11 protein-coding genes and 1 pseudogene are annotated in these 10,756 nt (G+C 64.9%); 4 read left to right on the top strand and 8 right to left on the bottom strand.

The window, feature by feature from the left end:
- Positions 1-47: 47 nt before the first annotated feature.
- The 3 genes and pseudogenes from MOV75_RS14320 to MOV75_RS14310 form a co-directional block, all read right to left on the bottom strand.
- Positions 48-380 (bottom strand): annotated as a pseudogene (locus tag MOV75_RS14320) (TRAP transporter large permease subunit); the annotation flags it as partial.
- Between the two features lie 2 nt (positions 381-382).
- Entirely contained in the window at positions 383-892 is a 510-nt protein-coding gene (locus MOV75_RS14315) for a TRAP transporter small permease (protein ID WP_246930641.1), read from the bottom strand.
- A 222-nt stretch (positions 893-1,114) separates the two neighbouring features.
- Complete coding sequence (locus MOV75_RS14310) at positions 1,115-2,131, bottom strand: TRAP transporter substrate-binding protein (RefSeq protein WP_246930643.1); 1,017 nt, start codon at positions 2,129-2,131, stop codon at positions 1,115-1,117.
- 260 nt (positions 2,132-2,391) lie between these two features.
- On the opposite strand from MOV75_RS14310, the gene pobA reads away from it, so the two are divergent.
- Both pobA and MOV75_RS14300 read left to right on the top strand, forming a co-directional pair.
- Entirely contained in the window at positions 2,392-3,561 is a 1,170-nt protein-coding gene (gene pobA / locus MOV75_RS14305) for a 4-hydroxybenzoate 3-monooxygenase (protein WP_246930645.1), read from the top strand.
- A gap of 232 nt (positions 3,562-3,793) precedes the next feature.
- Positions 3,794-4,213 carry a PaaI family thioesterase gene (locus tag MOV75_RS14300; protein ID WP_246930647.1) on the top strand — a complete coding sequence of 140 codons (420 nt, stop codon included), beginning with the start codon at positions 3,794-3,796 and terminating at the stop codon, positions 4,211-4,213.
- A gap of 150 nt (positions 4,214-4,363) precedes the next feature.
- Here the strand turns inward: MOV75_RS14300 and MOV75_RS14295 are convergent, their stop codons facing one another.
- Positions 4,364-5,248, bottom strand: coding sequence for a LysR family transcriptional regulator (locus tag MOV75_RS14295; protein WP_247006030.1), 885 nt, complete (start codon positions 5,246-5,248; stop codon positions 4,364-4,366).
- A 122-nt stretch (positions 5,249-5,370) separates the two neighbouring features.
- Between MOV75_RS14295 and MOV75_RS14290 the strand changes: the two genes are divergently transcribed.
- Positions 5,371-5,985, top strand: coding sequence for a pyridoxamine 5'-phosphate oxidase family protein (locus MOV75_RS14290; RefSeq protein ID WP_246930320.1), 615 nt, complete (start codon positions 5,371-5,373; stop codon positions 5,983-5,985).
- A gap of 201 nt (positions 5,986-6,186) precedes the next feature.
- On the opposite strand, the gene MOV75_RS14285 is transcribed toward MOV75_RS14290, so the two are convergent.
- The 3 genes from MOV75_RS14285 to MOV75_RS14275 are packed head-to-tail and all read right to left on the bottom strand — an operon-like array spanning position 6,187 to position 9,732.
- Positions 6,187-6,918, bottom strand: coding sequence for an ABC transporter ATP-binding protein (locus MOV75_RS14285; RefSeq protein ID WP_246930318.1), 732 nt, complete (start codon positions 6,916-6,918; stop codon positions 6,187-6,189).
- The gene (locus tag MOV75_RS14280; protein WP_246930316.1) at positions 6,915-8,684 is read right to left on the bottom strand and encodes an ATP-binding cassette domain-containing protein; all 1,770 of its coding nucleotides are present in this window, start codon (positions 8,682-8,684) and stop codon (positions 6,915-6,917) included. Before MOV75_RS14280 ends, MOV75_RS14285 begins: the two co-directional genes overlap by 4 nt.
- 7 nt (positions 8,685-8,691) lie before the next feature.
- Positions 8,692-9,732 (bottom strand): branched-chain amino acid ABC transporter permease, encoded by a 1,041-nt coding sequence (locus tag MOV75_RS14275; RefSeq protein ID WP_246930307.1) that lies wholly within the window; start codon positions 9,730-9,732, stop codon positions 8,692-8,694.
- A gap of 178 nt (positions 9,733-9,910) precedes the next feature.
- Here MOV75_RS14275 and MOV75_RS14270 point away from each other — a divergent pair, with 178 nt between their 5' ends.
- Positions 9,911-10,432 carry a MarR family winged helix-turn-helix transcriptional regulator gene (locus tag MOV75_RS14270; protein WP_246930306.1) on the top strand — a complete coding sequence of 174 codons (522 nt, stop codon included), beginning with the start codon at positions 9,911-9,913 and terminating at the stop codon, positions 10,430-10,432.
- A gap of 96 nt (positions 10,433-10,528) precedes the next feature.
- Here the strand turns inward: MOV75_RS14270 and MOV75_RS14265 are convergent.
- A partial coding sequence (locus tag MOV75_RS14265; protein WP_309486941.1) for an MOFRL family protein occupies positions 10,529-10,756 on the bottom strand: 228 nt, incomplete at its 5' end.

Raw genomic sequence — 10,756 nt, 5'->3', positions numbered from 1 at the left:
ATCACGGTGTTGCGACGTGGCGAGGTCATCGCCGAAGGCTCCTATCAGCAGATCGCTGAAAACGCGGAGGTGGTCGCGATGCCGAGCCCGCCGCGCAAATGGCCGACGAAGCCGTTGGCCGCGCGGAACAGCTCGCGGCTCATGCCGGAATTGGAGACGAAGGAGCCCATCAGCAGGAACATCGGGATGACGCCGAAGGTGTAGTCGGTGACTGTGCGCATCGAGGTCTGGCCGACCAGCTTCAGCGCCGCATTCCCGTTGACGAGGTAGGCGAAGCCGGAGACGCCGACGAGGCCCATGGCCATGCCGACGGGCACGCGCAGCAGCATCAGGACGAACAGGGAAACGAAGCCGATTACGGCGACGGCATCGGTGCTCATGATTACTCCGTCGCCTTCAATTTGGGGTCATGCATCTCTTCGGGATGGAAGATCAGCCGGTAGGTGCGGATCGCGATCAGCAGCACGGCGCAGACGTCGCCGATCCAGGCGGCCGCGAAGAACGGCCAGGTCGGCATGTGCATGTCGAAGGTCTGGACGTTGTCATTGTAGGTGCCGCGCACCTTGTCGAACAGCGTCCAGGTCTGCACGGTCACGACGAACAGCAGAACCAGGGTTGCGAACACGTCGATCCAGCGTTGATGGCGCGGCCCGACATTGCCCCAGACCAGATCGACCGTGATGTGGGTGCCGCGATAGGAGGTCGCCGCGATGCCCCAGAAGATGAGAATGCCGAGCAGCATGCGGCCGATGTCGAAGCTGTCGGGGATCGAGTAGTTCAGCGTGTTGCGCAGCAGCACCGACAGGAAGATGTCGAGCGCGACGATGCCGACGAATCCGGCTGCGATCCATTCGATCGTGTCGATCACGCGATCCATCCAGGAGCGCTTCATGGGAAAGAGTCCTTCAGGCGAGTGCGAGGTGTGTCCGCGATGAAAGCTGCGCTCCCTCTCCCGCTTGCGGGGGAGGGTTGGGGAGAGGGTATTTCCGCAACCGAGGACCCCGAAGAGGAGAGAGCCCTCACCCGGCGCGCGGGACGATGCTTCGCATCGACCGGGCGCGCCGACCTCTCCCGCAAGCGGGAGAGGTGCAGCGAGTACGCGGCCGCTGCTGGGCTACTCCGCCAGCGCGTTGTACTTCTTCAGCGACGCCTTGAGATCCGCGAGCGCCGCGTCGGGATCGGCGCCGGCCTTCTTGGCGCCCTCACTCCAGGTCTTCACCAGCGGCTCGGCGGCCTTCTTCCATGCGGCGGTCTGTTCGGGTGTCAGCTTGTAGACCTCGTGGCCGGATTCCGCCTTCACCTTGTCGATGCCGGCATCCTCGAACTTGCCCCAGTGCTCGCCGACCGCGCCCGCCATTTCGACCGAGCAATTCTTGTCGATCGCGGCCTTCTGCTTGTCGGACATCGCATTGTACTTGTCCTTGTTGATCACGAACACGAATGTCGTGGTGTAGAGCGGCGCCTCCATGTCGTACTTGGTCACCTTGTCGATGCCGAACAGCACCAGGGAGCCCCAGGGGAAGGTGACGCCGTCGGCGACGCCGCGCTCGATGATGTCGCGCACTTCCGGCGCCGAAGACTGCACGTTGGTGCCGCCGAGCGAGGTGACGAAATTCGCCATGGTGGCGTGCGCAGGGCGGATCTTCATGCCCTTCACGTCCTCAGGGCTGACGATCTTCTTGGTTTTGGAATGGAAGGAGGAGGGCGAGTGGACGAAGGCGAGGCAGTATTTGACGTCCTTCATCTCCTTCTCGGCATATTTGCGATACCAGGCGTCCAGCCCCATCGAGCCGCCCTTGGCGTCGGAGATCAGGAACGGCAGCTCGCCGGCGCCGACGATCGGGAAACGGCCGGGCTGGTAGCCGGGATTGACGTAGGTGACGTCGGCGATGCCGTCGCGTGCCATGTCGTAATGGTCGAACGCCTTGCCGAGCTGCTGGGCTGGAAACACCTTGCCCTTGATGGTGCCGCCGGAGTCCTTCTCGACCGCCGCAGCCCAGTCTTCCAGCGACTTCTGCAGGGGATGCGAGGCCGGCACCCAGTGCGAGATCTTCAAATCGAAGGTCTTGTCCTGCGCCAAGGCAGGCGTCACGCTCGCGGCCAGCAGCAATGCCAGGCAGGCTTTTCTCATCACGCGTCTCTCCCTTTTCGACGGCGGGCTTCGATGGCCCGGTCTCGTTAATTAACATGTTATCTAATTGGCCGGCGCGTTCAAGCCGGAACTGGCGCGCGCCTTGTCGCGCCGTCTACGTCAGCGATGTTGCATGGATTTGTCGCTGCGGGCGACGACCGCTCCCCTTTTGTCCAAACGTTATATGATATAATTATCGTCTGCGGGCTGGCGCGACAAGCGGGCCGTGCGGAAGCCTACAGGATCGGAAGGAGCAAGTATTGCGGACAAAAGTCGCAATCATCGGGGCCGGACCGGCCGGATTGTTGCTTGGGCAACTGCTGCACGCTTACGGCATCGACAATATCATTCTGGAGCGGCAGAGCCCGGACTATGTGCTCGGCCGCATTCGCGCCGGCCTGCTGGAGGAGGGAACCGTCGCGCTGCTCGACCAGGTCGGTGCCGGCGCGCGGGCGCATGCCGAAGGCCTGCTGCACGAGGGCATCGAGCTCGCCTTTTCCGGCCGCCGACACCGCATCGACATGAAGGCCGCGACAGGCAAGACGGTGATGATTTACGGCCAGACCGAGGTCACGCTCGACCTGATGAACGCGCGCAAGGCCGCCGGTCTCGTCTCGGTCTACGAGGCCAGCGACGTGCAGCCGCATGATTTCGACGGCAGTCACCCGCGCGTAACCTACGTCAAGGACGGCGTTACCCATACGATCGATTGCGACTTCATTGCCGGCTGCGACGGTTTTCACGGCGTCAGCCGCGCCAGCGTTCCGGCCACGGCGATCGAGGAGTTCGAGCGGATCTATCCGTTCGGCTGGCTCGGCATTTTGTCCGATACGCCGCCGGTCAGCCATGAGCTGATCTATTCCAACCATGCGCGCGGCTTTGCGCTTTGCACCATGCGCTCGACCAGACGCAGCCGCTACTATGTGCAGTGCGCGCTCGATGACCATGTCGACCAATGGCCCGACGACCGCTTCTGGGACGAACTGAAGCGCCGGCTCGACCAGGAGGCGGCCGACAGTCTCGTCACGGGCCCATCGATCGAGAAGAGCATCGCGCCCCTGCGCAGCTTCGTCGCCGAGCCGATACGCTTCGGCCGGATGTTCTTGTGCGGCGATGCCGCCCACATCGTGCCGCCGACCGGCGCCAAGGGGCTGAACCTTGCGGCCAGCGACGCGCATTATCTGTCGAGCGCCTTGCGCGAGTTCTACGACGAGAAATCGAGCGCCGCGATCGACGCCTATTCCGTCACGGCGCTGGCGCGGGTCTGGAAGGCCGTGCGTTTCTCCTGGTGGATGACCTCGATGCTGCACAAATTCCCCGACACCGGCACGATCGGCGCCCGCATCCAGCTCGCCGAGCTCGACTACGTCACGCAGTCGCAGGCCGCGATGACATCGCTGTCGGAGAATTACGTGGGGCTGCCGTTTTGAGGGTGGCGACGTTGGTGCCGTAGGGTGGGCAAAGCGCAGCGTGCCCACCAGCTCTCTCGATCATCGAGAGATCGTGGGCACGGCGCTTTGCGCCTTTGCCCACCCTAGGGGACCGTTGTTGTGGCGCCGCACGTTTCAAACGCCCGCACAAATCCCGTTTAAAGCTTTGTAGGTGATGCATTCATCACTTCGTTCGCGTTCAATGCCGGCACCCCTGCAACGCGAGACAGCCATGATCACCCCCGACATCCCCGCCGGCTTCGAGTCGCATTTCCGCAAAGCCCCGCTCACCGATCCCTGGGAGCCGCTCTATTCGAAGAAGACCGACAAGGGCGTCACCGTGGGATTGCGGCTGGCGACGCCGCACACCAACGCGCGCGGGCTCATCCATGGCGGGCTGATTGCGGCGCTGGCCGATGCCGCCATGGGCTATAGCTGCGCCCAGGCCACGGGCTGGACCACCTCGTTCGTCACGATCTCGCTGTCGGTCGACTATGTCGGCGCGGCCGAGATCGGCCAATGGCTCGCGGTCGAGGGCGAGGCGATCAAGACCGGCAATACGATCTGTTTCGCGCAGTGCCTGGTGAGGGCCGACGACGCCGTGATCGCGCGGGCCAGCGGCACGTTCCGGGTGGTGCCGAAGAAGGGGTAGCTCCACTCTCTCCGTGTCCCGGACGCGCTGCAGCGTGTAACGCTGCTGCGCAGAGCCGGGACCCATGTCTCGACATGGAGCCCTGCCGCCTTCTGGGCCCCGGCTCTGCATCGCATCACTGCGTGCTGCGATGCGTCCGGGGCACGAGTGCTACCCAAACCGCCACTGCGCCGTCTCCACCACGAGATCGACGAACGCGCGCACCTTGGCCGAGAGCAGGCGCGAGGTCGGATAGACGATGTGGATCGGAAGCACCGGCTGTTCGTATGCCGCGAGCACGATTTTGAGCCGTCCGCGCTTCAGGCCGTCGGCGGCCTGATAGGCCAGCACGCGCGTCACGCCGCCGCCGGCCTCGGCATATTGCAGCGCCGCGTCGGCGCTGTTGCTGATGAAACGGGGAGACGGCGTCACCTCGATGTCGCGGCCGTCGCGCAGGAAGCGCCATTCGGACCAGGGGCCGAACTGGATAGTCTGATGTGCGGGAAGGGCTTCCGGCGTCTTGGGTTCGCCGTGGCGCTTGAGATAGTCGGGCGAGGCCACAACGATCCGCCTCATCTGGCCGACCTGGCGCGCCACCAGCGAGGAATCGGCGAGATGGCCGATCCGCACCGCGGCGTCGACGGCGTCCTCCACGAGGTTGACGAGATGGTCGGAGAGCCGCAATTCGCAGGCGACCTCGGGATAGCGCTTGAGATAGGCGGTCATGACCGGCCCGACATGCAGACGGCCGAAGCCGACCGGCGCCGATACCACGAGCCGTCCGCTCGGCCGGTTGCGCTCCTCCCGCGCAGAGCCATCGGCCTCCTCGACATCGGCGAGGATGCGCCTTGCGCGTTCCAGATAGCGCGTGCCGACATCGGTCAATCTCACCTGCCGCGTGGTCCGCTGCAGCAGCCGCGCGCCGAGATGCTCCTCCAGCGCCGCGATCAGCCGCGTCACCGCCGAGGGCGACAGTCGCAGCTTGCGCGCCGCCGGCGCAAAGCCGCGCAGATCGGCGACGGTGACGAAGACGTGCATGGCTTCGAGACGGTCCATGGGCATTATTGCATATATTGCAACGATGAAGTGTCAAGCAGATCGATTGTTTTACCCGCCGAAAGCTCCATTTTGGGACGTGAAAGACGCAGCAATGCGCCGGAATTCCAGGAGATGTTCCGATGACGGCCGTACAGACTTATGCCAGCGACGTCGCCTTCTCGCCCGCGGTGAAGGTGATCCAGGCGCGCAAGGGTTCGCGCGAGGCTTATGCGCGCAGCGAGCAGCGCGGCTGGCGCACCGAGGTCGACGACAACCTCGAAGCCTTCCTCGCCGACGCCAACAGCTTCTATTTCGCCACCGCTTCAGCGGACGGCCAGCCCTATATCCAGCACCGCGGCGGGCCCAAGGGCTTTCTCAAGGTGCTGGACAAGCAGACGCTGGCCTTCGCCGACTACGCCGGCAACCAGCAGTTCATCACCCAGGGTAACCTCTCGGACAATCCCAAGGCCTACATCTTCGTGATGGACTACGCCCACCGCCGCCGCGTGAAGATCTGGGGCGAGGCGCGCGTCATCGAGGACGACGAGGCACTGACGACGTCGCTGATGCCGAAGGGCTATCGTGCCCGGCCCGAGCAGGTGATCCTGTTCAAGATCGCGGCATGGGACACCAACTGCCCGCAACACATCCCACAGAAGTTCGATGCGGGTGACGTTGCCACGGCGCTGGCGATGAGGGATGCGAGGATTGCGGAGTTGGAGGCGGAGGTCGCAGCGCTGAAGGCGGCTGGTTGATCTCCGAGCCACACGCTCGGTGCACCCTCGCCCCTTGTGCGAGAGGGTGGATCGCCGCGAAGCGGCGAGCCGGGTGAGGGGTTCTCTCCTCACGAGAGGTGTCACGTGTGGAGAGAACCCCTCATCCGGCGCTTCGCGCCACCTTCTCCCACAAGGGGAGAAGGGAGGGGCATCGCCATTGCGGCGCCAGCGACCGCGAAATCAGATCACGCTCTCACCTTCGTGCTGGAAGCCGAGATAGCTGGCCGCGACGCGTTCGTTCGCCGCGATGTCGCTGGCCTTGCCGCTGAGCACGAACTCACCGAGCTCCATGACATAGGCCTGGTCCGCGATCTTCAGCGCGGCCTGCGCGTTCTGCTCGACCAGCAGGACGGAGACGCCGCTGGCGCGCAGCTCGGTGACGATGCGGAAGATGTCGGCGACGATGATCGGGGCGAGGCCGAGGCTCGGCTCGTCCAGCATCAGGAGCTTCGGCTCTCCCATCAGCGCCCGGCCCATCGCCAGCATCTGCTGCTCGCCGCCGGAGAGCGTGCCGGCGAGCTGCTTGCGGCGCTCCTTCAGCCGCGGGAACAGCGTGTAGACGCGCTCCATCGAGGCTTTCGCCTTGCTTCGCTCGATGCGAAAGGCTCCTAACTCGAGATTGTCCTCGACATTCATGGTCACGAACAATTCGCGGTGCTCGGGAACAAGGCCGAGGCCCATCGCGACGCGGTCCTCGATGTCGAGCCGGGCGAGATCCTGTCCCGCAAAGGTGACGCGGCCCTTCAGTGGCAGGACGCCCATGATGGCGGAAAGCAGCGTGGTCTTGCCGGCGCCGTTGGCGCCGACGATGGTGACGATCTGGTTGTCGCCGACCTCGAGCGAGACCGAGCGCACCGCCTCGACCTTGCCATAGGCGACATGTGCGTCGGTGACGGACAACAGCGTGCTCATGCCGCCACTCCGAGATAGGCCTTGATCACTTCAGGGTTGGTCTTGATCGTGGCGGGGGTGCCCTCGGCGATCTTGGTGCCGAAATCGAGCACCACGATGCGGTCGGCGAGGTTCATAACGAAGCCCATGTCGTGCTCGACCAGCAGCACGCTCATGCCGCCGTCGCGCAATTCACGGAGCAGGGTGGCGAGCTGCTGCTTTTCCATATGGCGCAGGCCGGCGGCCGGCTCGTCGAGCAGCAGCAGCATCGGATCGACGCAGAGCGCGCGGGCGATCTCGACGATGCGCTGCTGGCCAAGCGAGAGGCTGCCCGCGAGGTGGTGCATCTGCTCAGTGAGGCCGACACGCTCGATCTGGCGGGCGGCCTCAGCGAGAAGCTTGGCTTCATCGGCGCGGTCGAGCCGCAGCATCGAGGCGATCGGCCCCGAATGGCCGCGCAGATGCGCGCCGATCGCGACGTTTTCCAGCACGGTCATGTCAGGCACCAGCTTGACGTGCTGGAATGTGCGGGAGATGCCGAGCTTGACGATCTCCTGCGGCGGCGCCTTGTCGACTTTCCTGCCCAGCACCGAGATCGAGCCTGAGGTGGCCGACAGCACGCCGGTGATGAGGTTGAAGGTCGTGCTCTTGCCGGCGCCGTTCGGGCCGATGAGCGCGACGATCTCGCGGGCCTGGACGTCGAAGGAGACGTTGTTGACGGCGACGACGCCACCAAACTGCTTTCGCGCCTTGTCGACCTGGAGCAGGACGCTGGACTGGCCGGGCGAGCGGGTGCGCTGCTCCAGCTTCAGGGAGGTGTCGGGCTTCTTGCCACCGGTAGATTCCGGCAGGAACGACATCAGCCACGGCCAGAGGCCGCCGGGGGCGAGTTGCAACAGGGCCACCAGCATGATGCCGAACACGATGGTCTCGACCTGTCCGGATCCGGGCAGGATCAGCGGCAAATAGCTTTGCAGCACCTCTTTCAGGACCACGACGATCGCCGCGCCCAGGACGCCGCCCCAGACATAGCCGGCGCCGCCGACCACCGCGATGAAGAGATATTCGATGCCGGCCTGGGCGCCGAACGGTGTCGGGTTCACCGCGCGCTGAAGATGCGCGTAGAGCCATCCCGAGAGGCCGGCCAGGACCGCGGCATGGATGAACACCAGCAATTTGGCGCGCGGCGTGTGCACGCCGAACGCTTCGGCTGCGACATGGCCGCGGCGCAGCGCGCGGATGGCGCGGCCGGTGCGGGAATCCAGCAGGTTCATCGTCAGCAGCGCCGACACGATCACGGCGACCCAGATCGCGTAATAGATCGAGCCGGGCGAGAGCATCTTGAACGTGCCGATCGAGAGCGGCGGGATTGCCGAGATGCCGTCGTTTCTCCCGAGGAATTCCAGCTTGCTGAACAGATAGAACAGCCCGAGCCCCCAGGCGAGGGTGCCGAGCGGCAGATAATGGCCGGAGAGGCGGACGGTGATCAGCCCGAGCAGCACCGCCAGCGAACCGCTGACGACCAGCGACAGCGGCAGCGTCAGCCAGGGCGACAGGCCGTAGGCCGTCGACAGCACCGCGGTGGTGTAGGCGCCGAAGCCGACGAAAGCCGCCTGTCCGAACGAGGTCAGGCCGCCGACGCCGGTCAGCAGCACGAGGCCCATCGCGACCAGGGCGGCGAGACCGATATTGTCGAGCAGCACGATCCAGAACGGGGGCATCCCCGGGATGAACGGGATCGCCGCCATGAGAGCTGCGAAGGCGATGATGGGAAGCCGGCTCTGCATCTTGGCGTCAGTCCTTCTCTTCCTCGACCGCCGGCGCGGCGAGCGAGCGCAGCAGCAGCACGGGGATCAGCAACATGAAAACGATCACCTCCTTGTAGTTGGAGGCATAGAAGGACGAGAACGCCTCGACGAGGCCGACGACCAGCGCCGCGACGGCGGTCAAGGGGTAGCTGACGAGGCCGCCGATGATCGCGGCGACGAAGCCCTTCAGGCCGATCAGGAAGCCGCTGTCATAGTAGAGCGTCGTGATCGGCACGATCATGATGCCCGACAGCGCGCCGATGACGGATGCCAGCAGGAAGGCGATCTGTCCCGATAATGTGGTGCGGATGCCCACGAGTCGCGCCCCCAGCCGGTTCACCGCGGTCGCGCGCAGCGCCTTGCCGTAGAGCGTCAGGCCGAAGAACAGCCAGAGCCCGACGATGAAGGCGACGGTGATGCCGTAGACGGTGAGGCTCTGGCCGGTGAAGCGCAGCGCGCCGGCGGTGAAGGCGCCGGACAGCACGGCTGGTCCGCGCTGACCTTCGGCACCGAAGAACAGGAGGCCCAGTCCCTGCAGCGCGAGGTGGACGCCCACCGAGGCGATCAGCAGCACCAGCACGGAGGTGTGCGCCAGCGGCTGGAATGCGACGCGGTAGAGATAGAGGCCGATCATCGCCACGATCACCAGCGACAGCGCGATGCTGACCGCGACCGGCGGCTTCTGAGCGGCGAAATACATAGTCAGCGCCAGCACGATGGCCGGCAGCACGATGTTGGTGGCAGCGCTGCGCAGGATCAGCCGCCCGTGCAGCGCCTTGCGCGCCACGAACAGGTCGAAGGCGAAGGCGCCGATGCCCAGTGCCATTGCGAGCTTTGCCGTGCCCGGCATCTGGCCCGCCGCCAGCGAGGCATAGGTCAGCGCGCCGTAGGTGACGAATTCGCCCTGGGGAATGAGGATCACCCGGGTAACGGCGAACACCAGCACCAGCGCCAGGCCGAGCAGCGCATAGATCGCGCCATTGGTGATGCCGTCCTGCACCAGGAACAGCATGATGGTGGTATTCAAGACCGGACGCTCCCCCTAAAGATTGCGGACGGTCCCCTCGATTGCGGTGGACGGTCCGCTCACAGCCATTGAAAAACGCATGCGATATTTGATATGGTCCATAACAATTATCAAATATAACATCAAGGGCGGGACGGACGGCCTGTCCCGAATTTAACGCGATTACGAGCACGAGGCGATGACCGTTTCCAAAGCCGCTGAAAAGTCCTCTGAAAAGCCCCCCGAGACGGCCAAGGGCCGCAAGGACGTGGCCGAGGCGCAACCGGAGGCGCTCCAACTCGGCGATCTCTCCGAACAGCTCGGCTACGTGCTGAAGCGGGCGCAGCTCAAGGTGTTCGAGAACTTCCTGCGCTGCATGGCCTCGCTCCAGCTGACGCCGGCGCAATTCTCCGTCCTGCTGCTGGTCGAGAAGAATCCCGGCCGTAACCAGACCGAGATCGCCTCCACCCTCGGCATCCTCAGGCCTAACTTCGTGGCGCTGCTCGATAATCTCGAGAGCCGCGACCTTTGCGCGCGGATCCGCTCCACCAACGACCGCCGCTCGCACATCCTGGTGCTGACCGACAAGGGCAAGGCCGTGCTGGCCCGCGCCAAGAAGCTCGTCGCGACCAAGCATGAGGCCCGGTTGAACGACTTGCTCGGCCAGGCCAACCGCGAAGCCCTCATCGCGATGCTCTCGAAGGTCGCCAGCGAGTTTTAAGGCAGTCATTCCGGGCGATGCGTAAGCATCGAACCCGGAATCCCGAGATTCCGGGTTCACGCTTGCGCGTGCCCCGGAATGACGGGAGAAACTCTCTCACTCCACCAGGATCACCCTGATATCGTTCACGTTGGTCAGTGTCGGGCCCGGCAGCAGCAGGTCCCCTGTCGCCTCGAAGAACGCGGTGGCGTCGTTGTTGTCCAGGTACGCCTGCGGCTGGAGCGCTAGCGCCTTCATCTTTGCGAACGTCGCCGCGTCGATCAGCGCGCCGGCGGGGTCGGTGGGGTTGCCGGCGCCGCCATCGGCACCATCGGTGTCGGCGGC

Source organism: Bradyrhizobium sp. PRIMUS42, from assembly GCF_023006515.1.
GTDB lineage: Bacteria > Pseudomonadota > Alphaproteobacteria > Rhizobiales > Xanthobacteraceae > Bradyrhizobium.
Note: the sequence above shows the minus strand (reverse complement) of the source record. Positions and strands in the feature narration are given on the sequence as shown.

Coding starts and splice junctions, on each gene's coding strand:
- MOV75_RS14295 (WP_247006030.1), bottom strand. CDS start 5,248: ATGGACCGTCTCGAAGCCATGCACGTCTTCGTCACCGTCGCCGATCTG.
- MOV75_RS14280 (WP_246930316.1), bottom strand. CDS start 8,684: ATGCAGAGCCGGCTTCCCATCATCGCCTTCGCAGCTCTCATGGCGGCG.
- MOV75_RS14285 (WP_246930318.1), bottom strand. CDS start 6,918: ATGAGCACGCTGTTGTCCGTCACCGACGCACATGTCGCCTATGGCAAG.
- MOV75_RS14310 (WP_246930643.1), bottom strand. CDS start 2,131: ATGAGAAAAGCCTGCCTGGCATTGCTGCTGGCCGCGAGCGTGACGCCT.
- MOV75_RS14270 (WP_246930306.1), top strand. CDS start 9,911: ATGACCGTTTCCAAAGCCGCTGAAAAGTCCTCTGAAAAGCCCCCCGAG.
- MOV75_RS14315 (WP_246930641.1), bottom strand. CDS start 892: ATGAAGCGCTCCTGGATGGATCGCGTGATCGACACGATCGAATGGATC.
- MOV75_RS14300 (WP_246930647.1), top strand. CDS start 3,794: ATGATCACCCCCGACATCCCCGCCGGCTTCGAGTCGCATTTCCGCAAA.
- MOV75_RS14290 (WP_246930320.1), top strand. CDS start 5,371: ATGACGGCCGTACAGACTTATGCCAGCGACGTCGCCTTCTCGCCCGCG.